The 25820-nt window shown below is 69.7% G+C and carries 28 protein-coding genes; 19 read left to right on the top strand and 9 right to left on the bottom strand.

The features are described 5' to 3' along the window. Nucleotides 1-77 precede the first annotated feature (77 nt). Entirely contained in the window at nucleotides 78-3770 is a 3693-nt protein-coding gene (locus tag ACT26F_RS04335) for a carboxypeptidase regulatory-like domain-containing protein (RefSeq protein WP_471669258.1), read from the top strand. 109 nt (nucleotides 3771-3879) lie between these two features. Here ACT26F_RS04335 and ACT26F_RS04340 read toward each other — a convergent pair whose 3' ends face one another. Further along, entirely contained in the window at nucleotides 3880-4041 is a 162-nt protein-coding gene (locus ACT26F_RS04340; protein ID WP_471669259.1) for a hypothetical protein, read from the bottom strand. A gap of 45 nt (nucleotides 4042-4086) precedes the next feature. Continuing rightward, the gene (locus ACT26F_RS04345; protein ID WP_471669260.1) at nucleotides 4087-4485 is read right to left on the bottom strand and encodes a VOC family protein; all 399 of its coding nucleotides are present in this window, start codon (nucleotides 4483-4485) and stop codon (nucleotides 4087-4089) included. A 43-nt stretch (nucleotides 4486-4528) separates the two neighbouring features. On the opposite strand from ACT26F_RS04345, the gene ACT26F_RS04350 reads away from it, so the two are divergent. From ACT26F_RS04350 to ACT26F_RS04370, 5 genes are read left to right on the top strand one after another with little or no spacing between them, the layout of a single operon-like run. Further along, on the top strand, nucleotides 4529-5263 hold the full coding sequence (locus ACT26F_RS04350) for a GAF and ANTAR domain-containing protein (RefSeq protein WP_471669261.1): 735 nt from the start codon (nucleotides 4529-4531) through the stop codon (nucleotides 5261-5263). A 22-nt stretch (nucleotides 5264-5285) separates the two neighbouring features. Next, a complete protein-coding gene (locus ACT26F_RS04355) occupies nucleotides 5286-5558 on the top strand; it encodes a DUF7218 family protein (RefSeq protein WP_471669262.1) in 273 nt (90 codons plus the stop codon). After that, entirely contained in the window at nucleotides 5558-6019 is a 462-nt protein-coding gene (locus ACT26F_RS04360) for a DUF6328 family protein (protein ID WP_471669263.1), read from the top strand. Before ACT26F_RS04355 ends, ACT26F_RS04360 begins: the two co-directional genes overlap by 1 nt. 18 nt (nucleotides 6020-6037) lie before the next feature. Continuing rightward, the gene (locus tag ACT26F_RS04365; protein ID WP_471669264.1) at nucleotides 6038-6808 is read left to right on the top strand and encodes an alpha/beta fold hydrolase; all 771 of its coding nucleotides are present in this window, start codon (nucleotides 6038-6040) and stop codon (nucleotides 6806-6808) included. Between the two features lie 2 nt (nucleotides 6809-6810). Next, complete coding sequence (locus ACT26F_RS04370) at nucleotides 6811-8367, top strand: SLC13 family permease (protein ID WP_471669265.1); 1557 nt, start codon at nucleotides 6811-6813, stop codon at nucleotides 8365-8367. Between the two features lie 12 nt (nucleotides 8368-8379). Here ACT26F_RS04370 and ACT26F_RS04375 read toward each other — a convergent pair whose 3' ends face one another. Beyond that, entirely contained in the window at nucleotides 8380-8838 is a 459-nt protein-coding gene (locus ACT26F_RS04375; protein ID WP_471669266.1) for an RrF2 family transcriptional regulator, read from the bottom strand. 50 nt (nucleotides 8839-8888) lie between these two features. On the opposite strand from ACT26F_RS04375, the gene ACT26F_RS04380 reads away from it, so the two are divergent. Next, nucleotides 8889-9893, top strand: coding sequence for an asparaginase (locus ACT26F_RS04380; protein WP_471669267.1), 1005 nt, complete (start codon nucleotides 8889-8891; stop codon nucleotides 9891-9893). 8 nt (nucleotides 9894-9901) lie between these two features. Here ACT26F_RS04380 and ACT26F_RS04385 read toward each other — a convergent pair whose 3' ends face one another. From ACT26F_RS04385 to hpxO, 5 genes are all read right to left on the bottom strand, one after another. After that, a complete protein-coding gene (locus tag ACT26F_RS04385; RefSeq protein WP_471669268.1) occupies nucleotides 9902-10084 on the bottom strand; it encodes a hypothetical protein in 183 nt (60 codons plus the stop codon). Next, a complete protein-coding gene (locus ACT26F_RS04390; RefSeq protein WP_471669270.1) occupies nucleotides 10077-12146 on the bottom strand; it encodes an alkaline phosphatase family protein in 2070 nt (689 codons plus the stop codon). Before ACT26F_RS04390 ends, ACT26F_RS04385 begins: the two co-directional genes overlap by 8 nt. A gap of 5 nt (nucleotides 12147-12151) precedes the next feature. Then, nucleotides 12152-12910 (bottom strand): MBL fold metallo-hydrolase, encoded by a 759-nt coding sequence (locus ACT26F_RS04395; RefSeq protein WP_471669271.1) that lies wholly within the window; start codon nucleotides 12908-12910, stop codon nucleotides 12152-12154. A 28-nt stretch (nucleotides 12911-12938) separates the two neighbouring features. After that, nucleotides 12939-13703, bottom strand: coding sequence for a hypothetical protein (locus ACT26F_RS04400; protein WP_471669272.1), 765 nt, complete (start codon nucleotides 13701-13703; stop codon nucleotides 12939-12941). Nucleotides 13704-13785: 82 nt separating this feature from the next. Continuing rightward, complete coding sequence (hpxO, locus tag ACT26F_RS04405; RefSeq protein ID WP_471669273.1) at nucleotides 13786-14955, bottom strand: FAD-dependent urate hydroxylase HpxO; 1170 nt, start codon at nucleotides 14953-14955, stop codon at nucleotides 13786-13788. A gap of 152 nt (nucleotides 14956-15107) precedes the next feature. Here hpxO and thrS point away from each other — a divergent pair, with 152 nt between their 5' ends. The 3 genes from thrS to pgsA are packed head-to-tail and all read left to right on the top strand — an operon-like array spanning nucleotide 15108 to nucleotide 18195. Beyond that, entirely contained in the window at nucleotides 15108-17075 is a 1968-nt protein-coding gene (thrS, locus tag ACT26F_RS04410; RefSeq protein ID WP_471669274.1) for a threonine--tRNA ligase, read from the top strand. Continuing rightward, nucleotides 17075-17581 (top strand): HIT family protein, encoded by a 507-nt coding sequence (locus tag ACT26F_RS04415; protein WP_471669275.1) that lies wholly within the window; start codon nucleotides 17075-17077, stop codon nucleotides 17579-17581. The genes thrS and ACT26F_RS04415 overlap by 1 nt, the downstream gene beginning before the upstream one ends. Beyond that, complete coding sequence (pgsA, locus tag ACT26F_RS04420; RefSeq protein WP_471669276.1) at nucleotides 17581-18195, top strand: phosphatidylinositol phosphate synthase; 615 nt, start codon at nucleotides 17581-17583, stop codon at nucleotides 18193-18195. Before ACT26F_RS04415 ends, pgsA begins: the two co-directional genes overlap by 1 nt. Before the next feature lie 4 nt (nucleotides 18196-18199). Here pgsA and ACT26F_RS04425 read toward each other — a convergent pair whose 3' ends face one another. Then, a complete protein-coding gene (locus ACT26F_RS04425) occupies nucleotides 18200-19504 on the bottom strand; it encodes an HNH endonuclease signature motif containing protein (protein ID WP_471669277.1) in 1305 nt (434 codons plus the stop codon). A 319-nt stretch (nucleotides 19505-19823) separates the two neighbouring features. On the opposite strand from ACT26F_RS04425, the gene ACT26F_RS04430 reads away from it, so the two are divergent. From ACT26F_RS04430 to ACT26F_RS04470, 9 genes are all read left to right on the top strand, one after another. Then, nucleotides 19824-20396: a hypothetical protein gene (locus tag ACT26F_RS04430; protein ID WP_471669278.1), complete on the top strand. Its 573-nt coding sequence runs from the start codon at nucleotides 19824-19826 to the stop codon at nucleotides 20394-20396. Between the two features lie 9 nt (nucleotides 20397-20405). After that, on the top strand, nucleotides 20406-21317 hold the full coding sequence (pdxS, locus tag ACT26F_RS04435) for a pyridoxal 5'-phosphate synthase lyase subunit PdxS (RefSeq protein ID WP_471669279.1): 912 nt from the start codon (nucleotides 20406-20408) through the stop codon (nucleotides 21315-21317). A 246-nt stretch (nucleotides 21318-21563) separates the two neighbouring features. After that, entirely contained in the window at nucleotides 21564-22067 is a 504-nt protein-coding gene (locus tag ACT26F_RS04440; RefSeq protein WP_471669280.1) for an alternate-type signal peptide domain-containing protein, read from the top strand. A 44-nt stretch (nucleotides 22068-22111) separates the two neighbouring features. Next, nucleotides 22112-22660, top strand: a complete 549-nt coding sequence (locus ACT26F_RS04445; protein ID WP_471669281.1) for a signal peptidase I — start codon at nucleotides 22112-22114, stop codon at nucleotides 22658-22660. Then, nucleotides 22657-23328: a hypothetical protein gene (locus tag ACT26F_RS04450; protein WP_471669282.1), complete on the top strand. Its 672-nt coding sequence runs from the start codon at nucleotides 22657-22659 to the stop codon at nucleotides 23326-23328. Before ACT26F_RS04445 ends, ACT26F_RS04450 begins: the two co-directional genes overlap by 4 nt. Next, a complete protein-coding gene (locus tag ACT26F_RS04455) occupies nucleotides 23325-23972 on the top strand; it encodes a SipW-dependent-type signal peptide-containing protein (protein ID WP_471669283.1) in 648 nt (215 codons plus the stop codon). The genes ACT26F_RS04450 and ACT26F_RS04455 overlap by 4 nt, the downstream gene beginning before the upstream one ends. A 1-nt stretch (nucleotide 23973) precedes the next feature. Next, nucleotides 23974-24501, top strand: coding sequence for a hypothetical protein (locus ACT26F_RS04460; RefSeq protein WP_471669284.1), 528 nt, complete (start codon nucleotides 23974-23976; stop codon nucleotides 24499-24501). A gap of 141 nt (nucleotides 24502-24642) precedes the next feature. After that, nucleotides 24643-25161 (top strand): alternate-type signal peptide domain-containing protein, encoded by a 519-nt coding sequence (locus ACT26F_RS04465; protein ID WP_471669285.1) that lies wholly within the window; start codon nucleotides 24643-24645, stop codon nucleotides 25159-25161. A 47-nt stretch (nucleotides 25162-25208) separates the two neighbouring features. Continuing rightward, nucleotides 25209-25817, top strand: a complete 609-nt coding sequence (locus ACT26F_RS04470; RefSeq protein ID WP_471669286.1) for a signal peptidase I — start codon at nucleotides 25209-25211, stop codon at nucleotides 25815-25817. Nucleotides 25818-25820 lie beyond the last annotated feature (3 nt).

A 25820-nucleotide genomic window follows, 5' to 3' on the forward strand; every position in this document is an offset into this window, starting at 1 on the left:
AATTTTGACGATTTTGCGGATGACCGGCACTTGTGTAAGTAGCCTTCCTGTGTTTCGTCGAACTACGGAGAAGATTCATGAAGCGTCTCGCCGCTCTGCTCGCCGCTGTCATTTGTCTGGCCGGGACCGGATCGTTGGTGTCGGTCCCTGCATTCGCGGCGAGCGACGCCTCGATCTCCGGGACGGTCACGGCCACGGGTGGCGGCGACGTCGATTTCGTGCGAGCCGAGGCGTGGGCGTGGACTGACGACACCGAGAGCTGGGACTGGTATGCGGCCGCGGATGTCGACTCCGAGACGGGCGCCTATTCCATCGCTGGCCTCGAGCCGGACACGGACTACAAGGTGTTCTTCTCGTCCCAGGGTCGGCTGCTGTCCGAGTTCTACGACGATGTGCAGGACGTGGAGGACGCGCAGATCGTCGCGACTGACGGCGATGGTGAGATCGCGGGAATCGATGCGGAGCTCGCCGTCGGGCAGTCGATCTCCGGCACGGTGACCGCCTCGGATGCTGGTTCTGTCGCAGACGTCCGTGTCGAGGTCTACGCCTGGGACGGCTGGGAGGCATGGAGGTACAGCACGTCCGCCGACGTCGATGCCACGACCGGCAGGTACACCGTTCTGGGCCTGGAGCCGAACATCGAGTACAAGCTGTACTTCTCCTCATCGGGCCGGCTGCTCTCGGAGTACTACGCGGACCAGGACGACCTGGAGACGGCCGAAACGGTCACCGTCGCCGATGGAGGTACGGCGGGCATCGATGCCACTTTGGCAGTCGGCGGTTCGATGACCGGTGAGGTCGCACTGCCGACGGGCCTCGTCGACCCGTGGGCGAACGTCACCGCCTATCGGTGGAACGACCAGTGGAACAACTGGGAATGGGTCAGTGCGGGCGACATCACTGCTGAAGGCTCCTACACACTCCAAGGGCTTCGGTCCGGCGAGTACCTCGTGGAGTTCGGCGGTGACGAACGACTCGCCAAGGAGTACTACGACGACGCCTTCACCACGGATTCCGCCCAGCTCGTCACGGTCGAGGAAGGCGAGGTCACCACGGGCATCGATGCCGCGATCGACCGGGCGTCGTCGATCTCGGGGAAGGTCACCGTGCCGTCGGGAGTCTCGGCCAAGGACGTCACCGTGACGGTCTTCCGTGCGGGGACGGCCTCGGCCCTGACGACAGGAATCCCTGCGTCCAACGGCAACTACACGGCGTCCGGACTGCCGAGCGGAAGCTACTCGCTTCGATTCACCCACAGCATGACCCTGGTGGCGCCGCAGTACTACGCGGGCAAGAGCACCCGAGCGCAGGCCGACCCCGTCACGCTTGGCTCCGGTCAGGCCAAGGGCGGGATCGACGTCACGATGGCCAAGGGTGCGACGATCTCGGGTCGTGTGACGCTTCCTGCCCAAGGAGGTGACGCGCCCGATGACTACTACGGAACGTTGCGACTCTGGGTCCGTGCTTCCGCACTCAGCGAATGGGAGCTGGCCGACACGACCGATGCGCTGGACGACGGCAAGTTCCGATTCGTCAACGTGCCCGATGGGCAGTACACGGTGGAGGCCCGTGCGCAAGGCCGGTACTCCGGCCTGTTCTGGCAGGATGCCGCTTCCTTGGACGACGCGACCGCCTTCACCATTGCCGGTGGCGTGTCCAGGACGGGCGTAGACCTCGCGCTCGAGTCGGGAGCGACGATCTCGGGCCGGCTGACGGGCTCGGGCGGCGAGAACGTCGCCGCCACGGTCAAGGCATACCGCTGGGATGCGAGCACCCGCACGTGGCAGAAGGTTCTCGAGCAGGAGCACGACCCCTTGGACGAGGACAGCCACGCGTACGTGCTCTCCGGACTCTCGCCGGGTACCTATCGCGTGGGATTCGTGCCGAGTGGATCGACCTACCTTCCGCAGTACTTCAACGGCAAGCCGACGCTGCAACAGGCCGACGACATCGTGGTCGCCCGGCAGGCGAAGGTCACCGGGATCGATGCCACGCTTGCGCCCGACCCCCAGCGCGGCGCGATCTCCGGAACGGTCACGGTTCCTGCCGGAGCGGACCTCTCCTCGACCAACATCGAGGTCTTCCCGAAGGGCAATCGCGACATCGCCACCTTTGTGACGCCCGATTCGTCGGGTGACTTCCACGTGCGAGGGCTGAAGCCTGGGAAGTACACCGTGGCATTCAGCAGCTACGAGCAGGGTCTACTCGACGAGTACTTCGACAACGCCGCCTCACTCGCGAACGCGACGACGGTCGTGGTGAAGGCGGGAGAGGCCACCACGGACATCGATGCGACCCTCGAGACGGATCCTGCGTTCGGGTCGATCTCGGGCACGATGCTGGACACCGCGGGAACTGCGGTCGACGGCTATGTCGGTCTGTGGCGTCACGACGAGGATTTCGACGAGTGGGAGCAGATGCGATCCAGCGGCCCGGGAGCCAACGGGTCGTGGTCCTTCCGCGGTCTCGAGCCGGGCGACTATGCGGTCGAGTTCAACGCGGACGAGTCGACCGGCTTGCTCGACGAGTTCTTCGACGACGCGAGTTCGGTCGATGGCGCGGACCTCATCACGGTCACGGCAGGTCATGCGACGACCGGCGTGGACGGAGTTCTCGCCCGGGACACGACTCTCGGGGCCATTGGCGGCACCGTCACGACTCAGGTCGGGCCGCTCGAGGGTGGCGTGGTCGAGTTCTACCGCCTCGTCGAGGGCTCCTGGGAGCCCGTCCGCAGTGTGTCGATCAGGGCCAACGGATCGTATCGGGAGGCGGGGTTGACCCCCGGTGACTACAAAATCCGATTCTTGCCCGACGACGAGTCCTTCGCCTCGGAGTACTACGACGACAAGGCCACGCTGGCCTCGGCGAACGTCGTGAAGGTGCTCGCGAACCAGGACAGCCCGGGCATCGACGCCGAGCTCGCCTGTGCCGGGGTCTGCCCCGGTGCGGTGATCGCCGCCGGGAGCCCCACTCTCTCCGGCACTGCCAAGGTTGGTTCGGTCCTGACGGTGTCGGCGAACGCAGCGACGTGGTCGCCGTCCGGCCTCACCTTCGGATTCCAGTGGTACCGCGTGAGCGCCGCGGGCTCCACGTCGATCATCACCGGGGAGACCAACAGCAGCTACACCGTGACCGCGACCGACGAGGGCTCACGCCTCTTCGCGAGAGTGACCGCGACCCGGGAGGCCTCGGACGCCGTATCGGCGGACACGCCACGGAGCAGCATCGTCGCTGCGGCGATCCTGCCGTCCACGCCGGCCGGTAACCCGGCGGTCAGCGGTGGACCTCGCGTCGGACAACTCGTCACCGTCACGCCGGGTACGCCTGTGGGTGCCTCCGTCGCGGTCGAGTGGTCGAATGGGCTGCGAGTCGTCGGTCGTGGGACGAGCTATCGGCTCGCTCCTGGTGACGTGGGCCGGAAGATCACGGTCAAGCTCACCTATGCGGCGACCGCGCACGAGCCGACGGTCGTGACGAAGACGGCAGTGCCGTCCGTGGCCAAGGCACTCCCGGCACTCTCGGTCGCCGCGAAGGGAGCGAAGCGGTCCGCCACGTTCAGGATCAGCGTCACGGCGCCCGGCGTCGCACCGACCGGCAAGGTGACGATCAAGCTGGGGAAGAAGACCCTCAAGACGGTCGCCTTGCGCAACGGCACCGTGTCGGTGACCCTCAAGAAGCTCCCGAAGGGCAAGAAGAAGTACACGATCGTCTATGCCGGCGGCAACGGGGTCGCCTCCAAGACGACGAGCAAGACGGTCAAGGTCAAGTAGCAGCGATGCTCCGATCCCTTCCCCGCTGCCGGGGTGGTGAGGGACGGCTGAGGAGGACAGCGGAACTTCAGGGGTGATCGAGAGGTCCTGTCGTTCTGGTGACGGATGCTCAGATCGAAGCGGCGTCGCCCGCGACGACGCCGTTGGTCCGGGGGACCGAGGGTGAGCTGGGCTCGATCGTGGGCTCGGTGTCCGGGTTCGGATCGTCGGGCAGCTCGGGTACGTCGTCGGGGTCTCCGACGGGCACCACCGGGTCGGGTGTGGTCGTCATGATCTTCCTCTCGTGGGTGGGACTGGTCGATCGGGCGGTCGCCCGTCAACGCTGCTCGTGGCGTAGGACGCAGAACTCGTTGCCCTCGGGATCGCGGAGCACCACGAACGGGTCCGTCGGCTGCTGGCCGACGTCCGCGTGGGTGGCGCCGAGGCCGATGAGGCGTTCGACCTCGGCCTCGACCGTCAGGTCGGTGCGTAGATCGGGGTGGTTCCGGTTCTTCGTGGTCTTGGCGTCCGCGGCGGACTGGAGCCACATCGTCAGCGCGCCCGGCGGCGCGTCGTCCGCAGGCAGCAGGTGGGTCGTCCCGTCCGCCTGCTCGATCCGGTAGCCGAGCGCCGCCGACCAGAACGCCGCCATGCGCTCAAGGTCGTCCACGTCCAACGTCCACTGCACGATTCGGGCCGTCATGACGATCGCGTACCCCACCGAATCCGTTCCCATTCATGCAGTTTCCCGCGATGGGATCGCGAGGTAGCCTCAGGGAATGACGGCCGGCCCACGCTTCGAGAGCTCCTCGGATCGGTCGTCGCTGCAGGGCGAGGAGCCCCGTGCTCTGGACCTCAGCCGGATCGTGCTGGCGCTCCACGAGGCGGCGGACGTCGGCGAGACCGTCGACCGCGTCGCCGAGTACTCGCTCGCCGCGGTCGGCTGCGACGACGCGGGCGTCCTGCTCGTGCACAGCCGCCACCGCATCGAGACGGCGGCCGCCACGAGCGAGCCCGTGCGCCGCGCCCACGACCTGCAGGTCGAGCTCGACGAGGGACCGTGCCTGGACGCATTGGAGAACCTCGACGTCGTCTACCACGTCGAGGACACGTCGTCCGACGACCGTTGGCCGCGGTGGAGCCGTGCCGTGGTCGATCTCGGGTACCGCAGCGTGCTCAGCATGCCGTTGGCGACGAGCGAGCGGCGCTACGGCTCGCTCAACGTCTACTCGACCCGGCCCCGGGCGTTCGACGAGGACGACGTCGCCGTCGCGGCGATCCTCGCGCGGCACGCCTCGGTCTCGCTCGCGGCGAACCTGGCCAACGAGGGGCTGCGGAAGGCGGTCGACGCCCGGAAGCTGATCGGCATCGCCATGGGCATGATCATGGAGCGCTACGGCGTGGACGCCGACCGCGCGTTCGACGTCCTGCGGCGGCTCTCGCAGGCGGAGAACGTCAAGCTGCGCGAGGTCGCGCGCCAAGTGGTGGAGCGCCGCGAACTGCCCCACGGTTGACGGAGACGAAGGAGAGAACGCCATGCCCGGTGCACGCAACCGCAGCCTGAAGAATCCCGACCTCTACGAGGACCTGCGCGACGAGGGCGCGTCCAAGGAGAAGGCGGCCCGGATCTCGAACGCGACGAAGCAGAAGGGCCGCTCGCAGAAGTCCGTCGCCGCGAAGGGCGGCCGCTCCGGCTCGTACGAGGACTGGACCGTCCCCGAGTTGAGGAGGCGCGCGAAGGAACTGGGTCTGACCAAGTACTCGGGCAAGCGCAAGAGCGAGTTGATCGACGCGATTCGCCACCACTGATGAGTGACGGCCCACGGAAGCTCGACGCGCGGATCGACCGCAACTGGAGCGAAGTGCTCCAAGAGTTGCGGGTCGCCCAGACGGGCGTGCAGATCCTCAGCGCGCTGCTGCTCACGGTCCCGTTCTCGGGCCGCTTCGACGACCTGACCGACACGCAGCGCGGCGTCTACGTGGGCGTGCTGCTGTGCGCGATGACCTCGATGCTGCTGCTCCTGACGCCCGTCGCGCTGCACCGCCAACTGTTCCACCGCGGCGAGCGGCCGTGGCTCGTCGGCGCGGCACACCAGCTCTCGAGGATCGGCCTGGTCCTGCTCGTGGTCGCGAACGTCGGCACGACGTGGCTCGTCGTCGACGTCGTGCTCGGCGACACGTGGGCGATCGTGGTGGCCTCGGTCCTGACCCTCGTCGTCGTGGCCCTCTGGGTCCTCCTCCCGGCGTGGATCCGGACCGTGAAACGCTGACGTGGCAGCATCGTGGTCGTGCAGACCCGACAGCTGACCCGGCCCGACGCCATGGCGATCGCGTTCCACGAGTGGAACGCGCACGCCGGATCGGTCCCGGTTCTCCTCCAGCACGGCTTCGCGGCCTCCACCGAGGCGAACTGGCACGCGACGGGGGTCGTCGACGCGCTCGTCGCGGCCGGCCGGCACGTCGTCGGCATCGACGCCCGCGGACACGGCCAGTCCCAGAAGTCCTCCGACAGCGCGCTCTACGGCGAGCCCGCGATGGCCGCGGACCTGTCGGCGGTCGCGGACACCCTCGGGCTCGAGGAGTTCCACCTCGTCGGCTACTCGATGGGGGCGGTCGTCGCACTGCTCGCCGCCGCCGACGATCCGCGCATCACCCGCCTCGTGGTCGGCGGAGTCGGCTCGGGGATCGTCGAGACCGGCGGGGTCGACACGCGTGCCATCGACGGCGAGCTCGTCGTCGCCGCGCTGCTCGCCGAGGGCGACCTCAGCGCCTACCCGGAGGGCGTGCTGGCGTTCCGTCGCTTCGCCGACGCGATCGGCGCGGACCGTCCATCACTGGCCGCGCAGGCGCGCGCGATCCACGGCGGCGGCATCGCCCTCGAGCGCATCGCGTCGCCGAGGCTCGTCATCGCCGGTCGCGACGACCCCCTGGCCGCGCATCCGGAGGTGCTCGCCGACGCCCTGCCGGACGGTCGGCTCCACCTCGTCGACGGCGACCACCTGGCCGCCGTCCTCGCGCCGGACTTCACCCCGGCGATCGTCGAGTTCCTGGCCGGCTGACCATGGACCCGGCCACCACCACGCTCGTCATCCTCGGGCTCGCCGTGGTCGCCCTGATGAGCAACCGGGTGCCGCTCGCGGTCGTGGCCCTCGGCGTCGCGCTCTCCCTGTGGGCCACGGGGATCCTCTCGCTCGAGGAGGCCCTCGCCGGGTTCGGCGACCCCGTCGTCTCGTTCATCGCGGCGCTGTTCGTGGTCGGTGAGGCGCTCGACGCCACGGGGGTCACCACGTGGGTCGCGCGGCGCGTCGTCAGCGCGGCCGGGACGTCGCGCGGGCGACTGCTCGTGGCCATCATGCTGCTGTCGGCCGCGCTCACCGCCCTGATCAGCGTCAACGGCGCGGTCGCGGCGCTGCTGCCGCTTGTCGTCGTGATCGCCGTCCGGCTCGGGCTGTCGCCGTCGAAGCTGCTGCTGCCCCTCGCGTTCGCCGCCCACGCGGGCTCGATGCTGACGCTCACGGGCACCCCGGTCAACATCCTCGTCTCGCAGGTCGCCGACGACGCCGGCGCGCGGCCGTTCGCGTTCTTCGAGTTCGCGCTCGTCGGCGTGCCCCTCGTGGTCGGCACGATGCTGCTGACCCTGCTGCTCGGCGACCGGCTCGTCCCGGTCCGATCACCCGAGGGGATCGGTGCCGACCTGAGCGGTCACCATCGACTCCTCGCCCGCGAGTACGAGCTGGACCCCGCGGAGCCGCTGCTCGGATCGCTGCGGGGTGTCACCGAGGTCGTCGTGGCTCCGCGCTCGGGCCTCATCGGACTGCACCTGCACGCCGGGATGACGACGCCGAGCGGTGACCTGGTCGTCCTCGGCGCGCGGCGCGGTGGCGCCCTGCTCAGCACGAACGCGGCGCTCGAGGCCGGGGACTCGCTGCTGCTGGCCGGTACGTGGAGCGACCTGGAGCGCCACACGGCCGACCCGGACGTCCTCGTCGTCGACTCGCCGCAGGCGCTGCGTCGCACCGTCCCGTTCGGCCCCGGCGCGGGACGGGCGCTCACGATCCTCGTCGCGATGATCGCGCTCATGGTCTCGGGCCTGGTTCCGGCGGCCGCCGCGGCGATGCTCGCCGCGCTCGCGATCGTGGTGACCCGCATCCTGTCGATCGACGACGCCTTCCGAGCCATCTCGTGGACGACGGTCGTCCTCGTCGCGGGCATGATCCCGCTGTCGACGGCGGTCACGTCCACGGGCCTGGCCGACGACGTCGCGCGGGGCCTGCTCACGGTCCTCGGCGACGCCCACCCGCGGTTCGTCCTGCTCGTCCTGTGCGTCGCGACGATGCTCCTCGGGCAGCTGATCTCCAACATGGCCACCGTGCTGGTCGTGATCCCCGTGGCACTGGCGGTGGCGCACGACTTCGACGCGTCGCCACTGCCGTTCCTGATGGCGCTGACGGTCTCCGGCGCGGCGGCCTTCCTGACGCCCGTCGCGACCCCGGCGAACACGATGGTGTTCGAGCCGGGCGGTCTGAGGTTCGGCGACTATTGGCGGCTCGGGCTGCCGCTCATGCTGCTGTTCCTGGCCGTCGCGGTGCTGTACGTGCCGTGGGTGTGGCCGTTCTGAGGGTCGCGTGGATCAGTGCGAGCGCCACGCCTCGTCGTTCGCGATGCGCTCGGCGACCGACTCGGGCAGCTCGTCGGCGGTCAGCTGGGCGATCGTCACCGCCTCCAGCACCTCGCGCAGCGCATCGCGGGCCGCGACCCACACGGGCTTGAGGGCCTCGGCGCGCCCTTGGTACGAGACCGACTCCGGACGCACGCCGTACACCGACACGAGCGGACCGTCGACGGCGCGGATGACGTCGGCGACGGTGACGGTGGAGGGCTCCTTCGCGAATCGCCAGCCGCCGGACTGACCACGCTGGGCCAGCAGGATGCCGGCCTTGCGCAGGTCGCCGAGGATCGACTGGAGGAAGCCGTGGGGGATCTCCTGGGCCCGGCCCAGCTCGTCGGCGGTGACCGACTGCTCACCGCCGCGGGCGGCGATCTCGATCAGGGCGCGCAAGGCGTAGTCGGACTTCGTGGAGACTCTCACGGGACCAGTCTCCCAAAGCCGGGCCGCGAAGCCGCGGATATCCTCCAGAGGTGACGCCACATGCACCCTCCGGATCCGACGTCTCGGCCGTTCCCGCGGCTCCGCTCGTCCACGTCGTGCGGGGTGACCTCGTCGAATCGGTCCACCTCGGTCACCTCGTCACCGTGACGTCCGACGGCGGCGCCGGACTCGAGCTCGGTGAGCCCGACGTCGTGTTCTGGCCACGATCGAGCGTCAAGCCGCTGCAGGCGGTCGCGATGGTCCGCGCGGGGCTGGACCTGCCCGACCGGCTGCTGGCGCTCGCCGCGGCCAGCCACAACGGCGAGGCCTCGCACCTCGCGGGCGTGCGGGAGATCCTCGCCCTCGCCGGACTCGACGAGGGCGCGCTGCAGAACACGCCGGACCTGCCCTGGGGACGCGCCGCGGAGCGGGCATGGCTCGCCGCCGGCGGGGGACCGGAGCGCATCGTCCAGTGCTGCTCGGGCAAGCACGCGGCGATGCTGCTGACGTGCGTCACCGCCGGCTGGGACCCGGCCACGTACCTCGAGCCCACGCACCCCCTGCAGCAGGCGATCCGGCAGACCCTCGGCGAGTTCACGGGCGTCGACGTCGCCCACGTCACCGTCGACGGCTGCGGAGCCCCGCTGTTCTCGACCACCGTGCGTGGCCTCGCCCGGGCGTTCGCGCGGGTCGCGGCGGCTCCCGAGCGAGACCCGGGTGCGCCGGAGGCCGCGGTAGCGCGAGCGATGGTCGCCCACCCCGACATGGTCGCGGGCGAGCGCCGGCCGGCCACGACGCTCATGCGCGCCGTGCCGGGCCTCGTCGCCAAGGACGGCGCCGACGGCGTCTTCGCGGCGGCCCTCCCGGACGGCCGGGCCGTCGCGCTCAAGGTCCTCGACGGGGGGGAGCGGCCACTGGCCGCGGCGCTCGTGGCCGCGCTCGACCACTTCGGCGCCTTCGACGGCGACGTCGACCACGAGGCAGTCGCCGGCCTGCGCGAGCAGGTCATCCGGGTGCGCGACACACCGGTCGGCGCCGTGCGCGCCGCCTTCTGACCGACGCGTCAGGACTCGTGGGCGCGGACCCACGCGATCGTCGCGGGGTCGCGCGTCTCGAACCGGTCGGCCTCCTCGCCGCCGTCGCAGCGGCTCAGCACGACGACCGCAGCGCCCGCCTCGAGCTCGACCAGGCGGCAGGTACCGCCGTGGTCGGCCCAGCGCGCGAGGCGCTCCAGCTCGTCAGCCACCGGTGTTCTCCCGCTCCCGCCATGCGAGCAGCTGACGGTGGAGGTTCCACGAGCCGACGAGGACGGGATCGGTGCCGAGCTCGGGGACGATCTCGGCGAGATCGGCGTCGACCGGCCACCGGCGCGGGTGGATCAGGATCGCCTCGTTCTGGGGTCCGCCGATGCCGCCGTGCGAGCCGACCTGCCCCTCGAACGCATGGATCTGGCCAAGCTCGTCGACCGTCGAGATGATCACGAGGTCGCCCGCGTCGCCGATCGCATGCAGTCGCGCGAGGTCGGCGGCGGTCCGCGACGGGTACCCGGCGAGCGGGTCCTGATCCGTCACGTACGCGTCGGGACCGAGGCCGCGGGCGCCGGCAGGGCCGAGCACGATGGGACGGCCCTCGTCGTCGGTCGACATCACGAGGCCGACCCCCTCGCTGGCGAGCAGTCCGGGCACCAGGCGCGGCCAGCGCTCGTCGATCTCGGCGAGCGTGGGGCGCGACTCCAGTCGCGGGAACCAGATCATCCCGAGGTTGCCGCCACCGGTCACCACGACCTCGGGCGTCACCTGGTCCAGCTCCTCGCTTCGGACCGCGGTGGAGTCGACGACGACCCGCTCCGAACGGCGGGCCCGGTCGCCAAGGACGGACGCGAGCAGGGCGTTGATGGGGCCCCAGTCCTCGCCGCCGTCGGCGGTGGTCATGACGGACGCGCCGGCCTGGTCGACCTGCATGAGGTCCGAGACCCGATCGGGGAAGCTGCGGCCGGTGAGGTCGGCGAAGGTCCGGCCGAGGCTCTGCCCGTGGTCGGACACGATCACGAGGTCGTAGGCGGTGGACACGGACCGGGCCACGTCCTCGAGGGCGGCCAGCACACCGTCGAGGCCCTCGATCGCTCGCATCGACTCGGGCCGCTCGGGGCCGGCGTGGTGCGCGATCTCGTCGTAGTCGACGAAGTCCACGAAGATGATCGGCGCGCCCTTGGCCATCTCCTCGGCCACGAGGGAGAGGTTGAGCTTGCGCAGCAGGACGTTCGTGAGCCCGCGCAGCACGATGTAGCCGCCCTTGCGGGGGATCCGCGGCTCGACGCCGCGCACGCGCTGGCGGTGGCCCTGGTGGAGCTCCTTGATCACCTCGCCGACGGTCATCACGAGCGCGCCGGGGAGCAGGAACGGGCGGATGAAGAACGAGAGGTAGCCCGACCCGGAGCCCATCTGCTGCAGCTTCGTGGCGTTGCTGATGACGAGGTAGCCGCGCTCTGACTCACCCGTGTAGGTCGTGCTGACAGCCGCGCCGCCGTCCTTGAGCAGGCCCTCACCAGGAGTGAACCGGCTCTCCACGAGGTGCGAGTCGGTCGGGTTGCTGGCCGCGATGAGGCGGCCCGAGCGCCGGTCCCACCACCGGAAGGCCGGGACGACGTCGTCGCTGCCGTGCAGGATGCCGGCCATGGTCGCGGGGGTCGTGCACGGGATCGTCGCCCACCACCCGGACAGCTCGTGGCTCGTGCCGATCCAGCGGGCGATGTTGGGCGCCTGGCCGCCGGCGATCGCGCGACGCAGGATCGGCAGCGCCACGCCGTCGAGCTGCACGACGAGGAGCCCGTGCTCGGGCCGGTCGCCCACCAACTGACCGAGCCGGCGCGACGTGCGCGCGGTGGCCGCGCCGACGACGTAGGCGCTGTCGGTGGCGCCGGAGAACCACCGGCCGATCGCGAGGATCGTGGACGCGACGAGCAGCACGACCACGGTCTCCTCGACGCCGACGTCGCTGTACGTCGCCAGGCTGAGGGCCGCGGCGAGCACGAGGACCTGGGCGCCGAATCCCAGCAGCAGGGCCAGCACGACGCTGCCGCGCGCGGCGAGCCAGCGCAGCGGACTGGCCAGCACGAGGTCCAGCAGGACGGTCGCGACGACGATCGCGATCACGAGGCCCCACTTGTCACGGGTGGACACGCCGGCGACCCACAGGCCGACGAAGACCGCGACGAACGTGACGAACAGCGTCCACAGTCCCTGCAGCAGGTCCGAGACCCGGTGCCAGCGGCCGCGCGTGGGGGCGGGAGCGGCCCATCCGTTGCTCACGGTGGTCATCGTAGGACCGTCCGGTCGCCGAACTCGGGCACGACGACGGTCGCGGCCAGTTGCGCCTCGGCCGCCGCGTCGCGGAAGCGGTCCGCGGGTGAGGCGAAGAAGTGCTGGTGCACGGGAGTGGTCTGGCGCACCACGACGGGCCAGAAGGTGCCGTAGTGCACGGGCACGACCCAGCGCGCGCCGACCTGCGCGACCGCCGCGACCGCCTGCACCGGATCCATGTGCACGTCGGGCAGCGACGGTCCCCAGCCGCCGATCGGCACGAGGGCCAGGTCGACCGGCCGGACGGCCGCGAAGTCGTCCTCGCCGGTGTCGCCGGGGTACCAGCAGGACACGCCACCGGCGCTGAAGCGGAAGCCGATCGCGGGCGCCGTGCGGGCGCCGGGCCGCTTGTCGCGGCGATCGTCATGCTGCGCGGCGAAGACCTCGATCTCGACCCCGGCGACCTCGATCCGGTCTCCGGGGTCGACCTCGATCACGGCGAGCCGCTCGAGTGACCGCACCGCCGCGACCGCGCCGCGCGGCACGACGATCGGGACGGCATCGTCGAACCGGCGCAGCGACGGCAGGTGCAGATGGTCGTGGTGCAGGTGCGAGATCAGGACGACGTCGCTCCGCGTGGCCGAGGCCGGCGGTGGGGGACTGGCCCGTCTCAGGTGGAACAGACGGCGCGACATGATCGGGTCGGTCACGACGGCCGCCCCGGGCAGATCGACGGTGACGAAGGAGTGGCCCCACCACGTCACGTCGGTCATGGGGTTCAGTGTGGCGTGAACCCGCCCCTCAGCGCACGAGACTCTGGATCTGCGCGCCGCCGAGCGAGAGCAGCGACAGCTCCTCGAGGGTGTCGTTGTCGACGCTCATGAGCTCGCCGTTGGCGAACGTCGCGTAGACCGAGATGCTGCCGCCGCAACCGGCGTACTCGCGGTCCTCGAGGGTCGTCACGCCGTTGGCCTCGAGGACGTCGAGCTGGGCCAGCACCGCGTCGATCTCGGCGGCCAGACCCGGAATGAGGGCGCCGTAGAGCGTCTTGAAGGCCTCGAGCATCTCGCGCAGCTGCGCCGGGGTGTACGACTCGCCCGTGCCGGCCGAGCGGAGCTTCTTCGAGACCTGCGCGACGGTGTCGCCGACGACCTCGGGCACGTAGTTCGCGTCGTAGGTGAGGGTCTTGAAGTCGGCGTTCGTGGCGCACGCGCCCTGCTTGACGACGGTGCGGACGTTCTTGGCGGCGGTGCGCGTCTTGCCCTTGTACTTGTAGGTGACCTTCACGGTGACGCGGTAGGTGCCGGGGCGCAGCGTGACCTTCTTGGCGTTCTTGCGCACGACCTTGCCGGACTTCGTGACGGTCAGGGTCTTCTTCTTGATCGAGACGCCCTTGGCCTTCTTGTACTTCGGCACGACCGTGGCGGTGCCGTTCCAGCCGATCCACGCGCTCGCGCTGTTGGTGATCCGGACGGGCTTCACGGCCGCCTCGGCAGGGGTCGCGATGAGGGCGCTGCCACCGACGATCGCGAGGGTGGTGAGCAGTCCGAGAAGAGTGCGGCGCATGGGGGACCTTTCGAGGCACCGGAAAATGGGTCTTCGAAATGGTACCTGTGTGGTGTCTGTGACATGCGTGAACGCCTGTGGATCACGGGTGCAGATCGACCGGCGAGCCCTCGATGTTGCCGACGATGCCCCGGATGATCCCGGCGCCGTCGGTGCCGCGCAGGGAGTCGTACCAGGCCTCGGTGACGCCCGGGGTGAGCATGTGGGTCTCCTCGGCGCGCCGGCGCGCGCGCAGCACCAGCTCGCCGGCGCGAGCAGTGCGCACGCGCTCGTACCGCTGGAGCGTGTCCGCCACACCGAGCGTGTGCGAGGCGAACAGGGTGCCCAGCGCGAACGCGTCCTCCAGGGCCGAGCAGGCGCCCTGTCCGATGTCCGGGGACGTGGTGTGCGCGGCATCGCCCAACAGGGCCACCCGCCCCGAGACCCACGTGTCGAACGGCGTGACGTCCCAGATCTCCACCCGGTTGAGTGACGTCTCGGGATCGATCGCGTCGAGGAGCGCCCGCACGCCCGGCGCGCGCCAGTGGCCGAATGCCTCGTGCAGCGGTTTGACGCCCCACGCGCGCTCGTACGGTGTGCCGGGCGGTTGCGGGACGTCGACGAAGAAGTAGAAGCGGTCTCCGGCGATCGGCATCACGGCACAGCGCTTGCCCTCGCCGACATAGGTGGTCCACTGGTCCGCCGGCCCGATCCGCTCGTCCACCGGCACGAGGCCGTTGAAGTTGGTGTAGCCGCAGTACCGGCGCTCGACGCCACCGGTGACCACGTCCCGCACGATCGACCGGGCACCGTCGGCCCCGATCAGCAGGTCGGCGGAGACGGTCTCGCCGTTCTCGAAGGTCGCGACGGCGGCCCCGTCGGTCTGGTCCACCGCGACGAGCCGCATCCCGAACCGGATGCCGTCCAGCCCGAAACGCTCCATCAGCAGGGCCTGCAGGTCGGCGCGCGCGACGGGATAGGGCTGCTGGCCCGTCTGCTCGGTCACCGGAGCGAGGCTGAACTCGCACAGGGACTCGCCGGTGAGGCCGTCGCGGTAGGACATCGTGGCCATGTCACCGCCCAGCGCCGCAACCTCGTGCCCGACGCCCAGCCAGTTGAGCACCTTGACGCCGTTCGACCACAGCGACAGGGCCGCGCCGACGGGGCGGTTCTCGGTCACCTGCTCGTAGATCGTGACCTCGTGCCCGAGCCGCCGCAGGGCGATCCCGGCGCTGGTGCCGCCGATGCCCGCGCCGATGATCGTGACCTTCATGGCACGACGGTAGGAATCGCACGTGACGCAGCCGTTACGGCGACGGACGTCCTGTGTGACATGAGCGTCGCTCGGCGCCGACGGCTCTCGGTAGGGTGGTCGGCAAGAGCGCCACCCAGCCGTAGGGGTCGCCAGTCGCAAAGGGGTTAGCCATGGGTCTGTCCGTGACCGTTTCCGGAACCGCTCAGGAGGTGGACCCCGGGACGAAGGCCTGGCAGCTGTTCGCCGAGCAGACCGACGTGATCGCCGCACGCGTGAACGGCGACCTCGCCGATCTGGCGCGGGAGCTGGCCGACGGCGACGCGGTCGAGCCGGTGCCGATCGACTCGCCCGACGGCCTCGACGTGCTGCGCCACTCGACCGCGCACGTGATGGCCCAGGCCGTGCAGGAGCTCTTCCCCGCAGCGAAGCTGGGCATCGGTCCGCCGATCACCGACGGCTTCTACTACGACTTCGACGTCGAGGTGCCGTTCACCCCGGAGGACCTCGACAAGATCGAGTCGCGCATGCGCAAGATCGTCAAGGAGGGTCAGCGCTTCAGCCGGCGCGAGATCGCCGACGACGACGCCCGCGCCGAGCTGGCCGACGAGCCGTACAAGCTCGAGCTGATCGGCCTGAAGTCCACCGCCGGCGATGCCGCGGAGGGCGCCTCCGTCGAGGTGGGCGAGGGCGGCCTGTCGATCTACGACAACCTCAAGCGTGACGGCTCGCTCGCGTGGAAGGACCTGTGCCGCGGCCCGCACCTGCCGACCACGAAGCGCATCCCGGCGTTCAAGCTCATGCGCTCGGCGGCGGCGTACTGGCGCGGCAACGAGAAGAACAAGCAGCTGCAGCGCATCTACGGGACCGCGTGGCCGAGCAAGGACGACCTCGACGCGCACCTGCACCGCATCGAGGAGGCGCAGCGCCGTGACCACCGCCGGCTCGGCGCCGAGCTGGACCTGTTCAGCTTCCCCGACGAGATCGGCTCGGGCCTCGTGGTGTTCCACCCCAAGGGCGGCGTCATCAAGCGCGAGATGGAGGACTACGTCCGCCAGCGCCACATCGAGGAGGGCTTCGACTACGTCGGCACCCCGCACCTGACGAAGGAGCAGCTGTTCTACGAGTCCGGCCACCTGCCGTACTACGCGGACACGATGTTCCCGCCGATGGAGTTCGAGGGCGCGAACTACATGGTCAAGCCCATGAACTGCCCGATGCACAACCTGATCTTCCGGTCGCGCCAGCGCTCGTACCGCGAGCTGCCGCTGCGTCTGTTCGAGTTCGGGTCCGTGTACCGGTACGAGAAGTCCGGCGTGATCCACGGCCTGACCCGCGTGCGCGGCCTGACCCAGGACGACTCGCACTCCTACGTCACCGCCGAGCAGGCGCCCGGCGAGATCAAGCACCTGCTGAACTTCGTGCTCAGCCTGCTGCGCGACTTCGGCCTCGAGGACTACTACCTCGAGCTGTCGACCCGCGACGACTCCAAGCCGGACAAGTTCGTCGGCTCGGACGAGCAGTGGGAGGTCGCGACCGAGGTGCTGCGCCAGGTCGCCGTCGACTCCGGTCTCGAGCTCGTGCCCGACCCGGGTGGAGCGGCCTTCTACGGTCCGAAGATCTCGGTGCAGATCCGCGACGCGATCGGTCGGACCTGGCAGATGTCGACGATCCAGTACGACTTCAACCAGCCCGCCGGCTTCGGTCTCGAGTACGTCTCGGCCGACGGGTCGCGCCAGCAGCCGGTGATGATCCACTCGGCCAAGTTCGGCTCGCTCGAGCGCTTCTTCGGCGTGCTGACCGAGCACTACGCCGGCGCGTTCCCTCCGTGGCTCGCGCCCGTGCAGGCGGTCGGCATCCCGGTGGCCGAGCGGCACGTCGACTACCTGTACGCGCTCCGGGCCCGGCTCAAGGCCGAGGGGATCCGGTTCGAGGTCGACGACTCCGACGAGCGCATGCAGAAGAAGATCCGCACCGCCCAGACGCAGAAGGTGCCGTTCATGGTGCTGGTCGGCGACAAGGACGTCGAGGCCGATGCGGTGTCGTTCCGCTATCGCAACGGCGAGCAGGAGAACGGCGTGTCCCTCGACGACGCCGTCGCGAAGATCGTCGCGGCGGTGCGCGACCGGGTCCAGGTCTGATGGCCGATCCGGACGGCCTGGAGCGGCTCTGGGCGCCCTACCGGATGGCGTACGTGCGCGATGCGGGCGCCGACGACGACGGCTGCCCGTTCTGCGCGATGGTGGCGGGGGAGCGGCAGGCCGAGCTCCTCGTCGCGCGCGGTGAGCACTGCTTCGTCGCGATGAACCTGTACCCGTACAACCCGGGGCACCTCATGGTGCTGCCGCTGCGCCATGAGCCCGACCTCACGGCGATGTCGGTCGAGGAGACCCACGAGCTCACGGCATTGACCCAGCACGCGATCCGCGCGATCCGCCAGGTCAGCAGCCCGCACGGGTTCAACGTCGGCCTCAACCTCGGCAACGTCGCGGGCGGGTCCATCGCGCAGCACCTGCACCAGCACGTCGTCCCGCGCTGGGGCGGTGACGCGAACTTCATGACGATCGTGGGACGGACCAAGACATTGCCGCAGACGGTGGCCGAATCGGCCGACCTGCTGCGCGAGGTGTGGGAGGCGGTGGCCTGATGCTCGAACGATTCCGGGCCTATTGGAACAAGCTGCTGTCGCCGGTCGCCGACGGCCTGATCAGGATCGGCGTCGGACCCGACATGGTCACGTGGGTCGGCACGATCGGCGTGTGCGTCGGCGCGCTGTGGCTGTTCCCGCAGGGGCAGTTCTTCTGGGGCACGATGTTCGTCACGGCGTTCGTGTTCAGCGACATCGTCGACGGCACGATGGCCCGCAAGCTCGGCCGCTCGTCGAAGTGGGGCGCCTTCCTGGACTCCACGCTCGACCGGATCGGCGACGCGGCCATCTTCGGCGGCATCGCGCTCTGGTACGCGTGGGACGGCGACTCGCGGCTCTACCTGTGCCTGGCGCTGGCCTGCCTCTTGCTGGGCATGCTCACGAGCTACGCCCGGGCTCGCGCCGAGTCACTCGGCATGGAGGCCAAGGGCGGGATCGCTGAGCGCTCCGACCGGCTCGTCGCGATCCTCGTCGCGACCGGCCTGTCGGGTCTGTTCGACCTGCCGATCCTGCAGCAGATCACGCTCTGGGTGTTGGCGATCGCCAGCCTCGTCACGGTCGGCCAGCGCATGCTCATGGTCAAGAAGCAGGCCGACAACCCGCCTGCCGCGTAGTCGTTCACGCGGCGAGGGGTCGGTAGCGCTGGTTGAGTTGCCAGTGCCCCTTCACGAGGAACTCGGGCATCGCGTCGGTGGCGAATCGGATGGGTATGTCGGCGTCGTGCACGAACCGGTGATGATGTCCGCAGAGCAGGACGCCGGTGTCGGTGTTGGTCGGTCCGCCGCGGCTCCAGGGGATCGCGTGGTGGGCCTCGCACCAGCCCGGTGGCCGATCACAGCCCGGGAACGCGCAACCCAGATCTCTTTGGGCGAGGGCGACGCGTTGGGCAGCGGTGTGGTGCCGTTTGGTCCGGCCTTCGTCGAGCACCTGTGAGGTTCCGTTCATCACGACGGGCAGGATTCCGGCGTCGCAGGCGAGCTTGCGGAGTTGTCCGGCCGAGATCCGGGTGCCGTACTCGGTCACCCCGGCCCGATCGGTCTCGCCCCGCAACGTCGACTCGTCGACGGTGACCACCAGGGTCGCGGCGACGCCGCCGTGGTTGCCGTAGCAATCGCGCGGCAGGTGCCGGATCACCTCGGTGAACGCCTCACCGGCCTTCTGCGACGGGGTCAGGCGCTCGTTCTCGGTGGTTGAGCTTGTCGAAACCACGTCCGCCGTCGACTTCTCGGTGATCGCGCGGCGGCGGGGGTTGGTCTTGGACTCGATCACCGCACGCAGCATGTCCGCCGACACGGGGTCGGTCTTGCCGCCGAACGGGACCAGACCGGTCGTCTCGTCGGGCTGACCGATCCAGAACTCGCTCAACTGCCGTTGGGCATGCTCGGCGCGTTCCAGTCGGGCGTTCTCGATCCGATCCGCCCGCTCCCGGTCGATGACCTCCACGGCGCGGGCGGCCTTGCGCCCGAGTTGCTCGACCGACATCGCGGGTGCCGCGTTGGTCAGGTCCGCCTCCACCCGATCCCGGTCCGCAGCGCTCAAGTCGGCGGGCAGGTCGTCGAGCGCGGACGTCACGATGCGTGCCTTGGCCGGAGACATCCCCGGCTTCGCCAAGGCTTCCTTGACCCGCGGAGCCGACTCGAGCCGGTTCGCCAACCGAACCTGCGATGCGGCCTCGCGCGTCGACACGCCCGCCTCCCGGGCAACCAGTGCCGTCAACGACGTCGCGTCCGTGGTCCGGTGGGCGTTCTTGCGATCCGCCGCAGCCAACAGGGCCAAGTTCAGGGCTTGCGCCTCCCGCAGCACCGCCTGCACCACCCGAGTTGCGTCAGCCAGTTCCGCCGGAGTCAGGGCATCCAAGTCGCTCGCACGCGCCGCCGCCAGGACCTGCGGCCCCGACCCGATCTGCGCCAGCAACTGACTCACGATTCCCCCGAATCCCCACGCCAGAACTACGAACTGATGTTCCCATTCTAACCGATTCGGACTGACACAAGAGCGTTGTCCACAGGCCAAATCATTCGTCCTTGACGAGATCGCGGAGTGCACCCAGAGCGTCAACTGACGGGTGATCTCGATACGCCGGCTCGTTCCTCGCCGAGCTACTCGATCACCGGGGCGGGTGCGGCTCGATCACCGGGGCGGGCGCTGCTCGATCGCCGGGGTCGCCGGTGCTCGATTTCCGGGGCGGGCGTTGGCTGGCTGATTTACGCTGGCGGCAGGTACCTCGGACCAGGAGCACGTCATGCGCAAGCCTCAGTTCTCACGCCCGATCGCCATCGTCGGCGCCACCGCGATCCTCGCGGGCGGGTCGGTTCTCGTGGCCACGTCGGCGTTCGGCGAGGACGAGCCCGGTGCGCCGACGACCAGCGCTCCGGCCAAGCACTCCGGCTCGGCGATGATGCTCGGCGGATTCGACGCCGACGCGCTCAGCAGCCGGATCGGCGACCTGCCGCCGGCCCTGCGTGCCGACCTCGCCGAGGTGCTGACGACCGACGACGAGGCGAAGCGCACCGACCTGATCGAGGCGATGAAGGACAAGGCCGCAGCCGGCGACTACGGCGACGACGTCAAGAAGCTCGTGGACCGTGCCGGCAAGGCCGAGAAGCAGTGGCGCGTCCACGCCAAGGGCGCCTGGGCCGACCTGCCGCAGGCGCTCAAGGACGACCTGGCCGCGCTCAGGGACCTCGACCAGGACGAGCGCAAGGCCGCCCTGGAGAAGATCATCGAGAACGCGAAGGCCGGCGACTACGGCGCCGACATCAAGCAGAAGGCCGACCTCCTCGGCCGGTTCGGGCAGGCGTTCGGCGCCTCGTAGACTGGGGTCGTGAGCACCGAGAACACCACCCCCGAGACTTCCGGCACCGGCACGGCGCGCGTCAAGCGCGGCATGGCCGAGATGCTGAAGGGCGGCGTCATCATGGACGTCGTCGACGCTGAGCAGGCCAAGATCGCCGAGGACGCCGGCGCCGTGGCCGTGATGGCCCTCGAGCGGGTGCCCGCCGACATCCGCGCCCAGGGCGGCGTCGCCCGGATGAGCGATCCGGACCTGATCGACGGGATCATCGAGGCCGTCTCGATCCCGGTCATGGCCAAGGCCCGCATCGGTCACTTCGCCGAGGCGCAGGTCCTGCAGAGCCTGGGCGTGGACTACATCGACGAGTCCGAGGTGCTGACCCCGGCCGACTACGCGAACCACATCGACAAGTGGGCGTACACGGTCCCGTTCGTGTGCGGTGCGACGAACCTGGGGGAGGCGCTGCGCCGGATCACCGAGGGCGCGGCGATGATCCGCTCCAAGGGCGAGGCCGGCACCGGTGACGTCTCGAACGCCACCACCCACATGCGCAAGATCCGCGGCGAGCTGCGTCGCCTGCAGACGCTGCCGAAGGACGAGCTGTACGTCGCGGCCAAGGAGCTCCAGGCCCCCTACGACCTCGTCGTCGAGGTCGCCGAGGCCGGCAAACTCCCGGTCGTGCTGTTCACCGCCGGTGGCATCGCCACCCCGGCCGACGCCGCGATGATGATGCAGCTCGGCGCCGAGGGCGTCTTCGTGGGCTCGGGCATCTTCAAGTCCGGCAACCCGGCCGAGCGGGCCGAGGCGATCGTCAAGGCCACGACGTTCTACGACGACCCCGACGTGATCGCCAAGGTCTCGCGTGGGCTCGGCGAGGCGATGGTCGGCATCAACGTCGACGAGATTCCCGAGCCGCACCGCCTCGAGACCCGCGGTTGGTGAACCTCCTGCACCACGCGACGGCCGACCAGCATCCGCTCGTCGGCCGTTCGCATGTCTCAGGAGTCCCGGCTGTCCCTCTGTGACCTGGGACATCATCATTTGTGACCATGCATCCGCATTCTTCGGGCCACTTTGTGACTAAATCCGATGTAACTGACGGTTTCCGCATCAGTTTCCGCGGATCGCCCCGTTAACTCTCCGAAGTCGATCGACAGTCGGTCGGCACTGATGAGGAGAGATTCCGACATGAAGAAGTCCACGAAGGGCGCCCTTGCTGCCGGCGCCGGTGCCGTCCTGCTGCTCGGTGGGGCCGGCTCGCTCGCGTACTGGAATGACAGCGCCACCGTCGACGCCGGTTCGCTGACGTCCGGCTCGCTCGATCTGAGCGACGTGACCTGTGACGACAGCTGGCTCGAGGGCGGCAACGCCGTCGCGAAGATCGTCCCCGGCGACACCGTCACCAAGTCCTGCACCGGCACGCTCACGCTCGTCGGCGACCACATCGGCGCGACCGTCGCGCTCGACAGCGACTCCGTCGCCGACGTCGAGGCCGATTTCAACAACGAGATCGACGTCACCGCCGCGCTGACCGCCCCGTCGGGAGCCATCACGGCGCCCGGCTCGCACACCGTCACCGTCGCCATCACCGTCGCGTTCCCGGGCTCCGCCGCGACGAACGACTCGCAGCAGTCGACCTCCGCGCTGGACGCCCTCGAGCTGACGGCCGTCCAGACGCACGACGCCTCCTGACGTCGGCCGGAATCCTCCACCACACCGAGCAGAGCGGACCACCCATGAGCACCGTCCTCGAGCGCGCGCACGTCGCGTGGCTCTGGCGTGCCCTGGTGTGGTCCGCCCTGCTCGGGGCGGTCGCACTGGTGACGGTGGCCGTCCTGGTGCCGAGGCTGACCGGGTCGACGCCGTACACGATCCTGACCGGCTCGATGCGCACGACGATGCCTCCGGGCACGCTCGTCGTGGTCAAGCCGGTCGACTTCGACGACATCCGTCGAGGTGACGTGATCACGTTCCAGCTCCGCTCGGGGGAGCCGGCGGTGGCCACCCACCGGGTGGTCTCCATCGCGACGGACCTGCAGGGCAACCGCACGGTCCGGACGCAGGGCGACGCCAACCCTGAGCCGGATCCCGAACCCGTCCAGGCCGTCCAGGTGAAGGGTCGGGTGCTGTACTCGGTTCCCCAGCTCGGACGGGTGAGCCTGCTCCTGACCGGTGAGCAGCGCCAGTACGGGATCTACGCCGCCGTGGCCGGGCTCTTCGGCTACGCGGCATGGATGTTCGTCGGGATGGGCCGTGACGCGGTCCGACGTCGGGGGGACGCGTGAAGCGCCTGCTGGCGACGGTCCTCGCGGCCGTGGTCCTCGCGTTCTGCGCGACGTCACCCGCGCACGCCGCCGACGGGATGAGCCTGAGCGACGACGGCACCGTGTGGTCGTCCTCGCTCGGCGGCACGCTGTTCGATCCGGAGTTCCGGTGGGTTCCCGGCGATGACGAGACTCGCTCGTTCTTCGTTCGGAACGACAGCACCGACACCGCATCGCTCGTCGTGGAGGCGAACGGCCTGGACGAGACGCTGTTCGCCTCGGGCGCGCTGACCGTCCGGGTCCGCAGCGGCTCCGGCGCGTGGATCGACCTCGACAGCTCGCAGGCGGTCGTGGAGGACACGCTTCCCGGCGGTGCCTCGCGTGAGCTCAGCGTCAACGTCCGCTTCACCCGCCCGTCCGACGCGAGCATGCAGAACCAGTCGGTACCGCTGTCGTTCCACGTCCTGCTCTCCGGTGACGGAGGACGGGGCGGTGACGACGGCGACACGGACGCCCAGCACGACCAGAACGACGGCAAGACACCCGCGCTGCACGCCGCGACGGGTGATCTCGCCTCCACCGGTGCCGAGGTGCCGCTGTGGTCCATTGCGATCGCCGTGGCGATCATCGGCACCGGCATCGCGATCATCGCGGGCCGCCGGCGCGACGAAGAGAAGAAGGAATCATGAGCCAGACCGAGAACCGCCGCATCCTCCGGACGATGACGTCCACCCGGGCACGCGCGCTCCTGAGCCTGGGCCTCGTCCTGGGCCTCGGCAGCGTCAGCACGCTGGCCGCGTGGAGCGACACCGCGACGATGACCGGTGGGACGATCCAGGCCGGCAAGCTCGACGTCATGCTCGGCGCGAACCTCGCGGGCCAGGGCGGGACGTGGAACAACGCGTCCATGGCGATCTCGTCGATGATCCCCGGTGAGTCGCAGGCCTACGACGTGCAGGTGCGCCGTCCGGCCGACTCGATCCCGTTCACCTACACGGTCTCGGGCAACTCGGCGTCGAGCACCGACCTGTCGCAGTACCTGAAGGTGTTCGTCTACACCGGGGCCGCGAGCAACGCGACGTCCGCGACGAACTTCCGCACCGGCTCGTGCGGCGGCACGCTGCTCTCGACGGCGGGCGGGAACACCCTGACCGCGACGAGCGCCGCCCTGACGTCGGCGCGCAACACCCTCGCCACGACGGCCGACACGGGCACGGTGAAGAACGACGCGCTGTGCATCCGCGTCGAGCTGCCCTCGGGCACGGGCACGGGTGCGATGTCCGCCTCGACGACGCTGACGTTCTCGTTCGCCGCGAACCAGCTGACCTCCTGAGGTGCGCATCTTGACCCGGCGACCGCGCGCGGCGGTGGCGTGGGTGGCCATCGTCCTGGGCGTCGCGTGCCTCGGGTGGGGATCGGCGACCGTCGTGCCGACGCTCGCGGCGTTCTCCGACACGGCGCGGATGGCATCGGACTCGCTGGGGGCCTCGGCCGCACCGGCGCGTCCCACCTCGATCACGTGCACCAACAACAGGAACGGTCTGGGCATCACGGTCTCGGCGACGCTGACCTGGCCGGACGTGGACGCGCGCTACGCCTATCGCGTCCAGGTCGCCGACAACCCGTCGTGGACCAGTCCCGTCACGTCGGTGGTCTCGCCGAGCGCGGCGACCAGCTTCACGATCGACTCGAACAGCGGCGGTTGGTTCAGCAGCACCACCTACTACGTCCGCGTGCAGTCGGCGTTCGTGGACGGCAGCGGCACCATCACGTGGCTGTCGACGTCGTGGCGCTCCTACTCGATCAACCGGGCGCTCGTGACGAGCAACATGAGCTGCGGATCGGTCACCTCGCCGGCCTGAGCCCTCATCCGGGACCTGCGACCCGATCCACTCGGGACCTTCGGCCCCACTTGGCCGACTTCGGAGTCATTTCAGCGGTCCTGCCTCGTTCTCATTAGTGGAACTGGTCGATGGTCGATCAGCCCCTGATGAGGAGTAGTAATGAACAAGACCACCAAGGGTGCCGTTGCCGCCGGAGCTGCCGCTGTGCTGCTCATGGGTGGAGCAGGCTCCCTCGCCTACTGGACCGCCGAGAAGGGCATCGACGCCGGGGACATCACGTCCGGCACCCTGACGCTGGCGCCCGCGGGCACCGCGGCCTGGACGCTCAACGGCAACGAGGTCACCGACATCTCGAGCGTGCTCGTGGTGCCGGGCGACGAGCTCGTCTACACCGCCAACTACACGATCGGCGCCACGGGCGACAACCTGCAGGCCGACGTCACGTTGACGGGTCTGAAGGGCTCGGGCGGTCTCGCGAGCGCCGTGACCGTGACCCCCGGCTTCACCGTCGGCGGCTCGTCCGTCACCCAGGTGACGGACGCCAACGACGGCAACACGCTGTCCGCGGTTGTCAAGGTCGATTTCCCGTTCTCGGCCGACGACACCTCGCAGGACCAGACGCTCGACCTGAGCGACGGGGCGATCACGCTCACGCAGACCGAAGCCCCCACCCCGTGACGCTGGCCTGACACCCCCATCGACCATCGCGAGGAAGGTTCCCGAGAATGACGACCACATCCCAGCCCGCGCGGCACCGCTCGGCGCTGCGGTGGTTGGGCCAGGTACTGGCCTGGATCGTCATTCTCGGGGCCACCTTGATGATCACGGTGGCGGTGCTCATCCCGCGTCTCGCGGGAGCGACGCCGTACACGATCCTGACGAGCTCGATGGAGCCGAACTACCCGGCGGGAACGCTTGTGGTGGTCCGAGAGACGCCGATCGAGGAGATCGGGGTGGGATCGGTCATCACCTTCCAGCTCGAGTCGGGCAAGCCGACCGTCGTCACGCACCGCGTGAACTCGGTCGCCTACGGCGCCGACGGTCAGCCTCAGTTCATCACCAAGGGTGACGCGAACGATGCGGTTGACGCCGAGCCGGTCATGCCCGTCCAGATCAAGGGCGAGCTCTGGTACGACGTGCCGTACATGGGCTGGACGAGCAACATGCTGAACAGCGACCAACGGAACACGGCGGTCTACATCGTCGCCGGGGGTCTGGGGCTCTACGCCGCGACGCAGTTCGCGGGGGCCCTGCGCAACAAGGGGCGTCGCCGACACCACGACGATTCCACCACCCACACGACCGAGACCACCCACCAGCACACCAGGACGTGAGCC

This window comes from Aeromicrobium sp. SP1 (genome assembly GCF_055663785.1).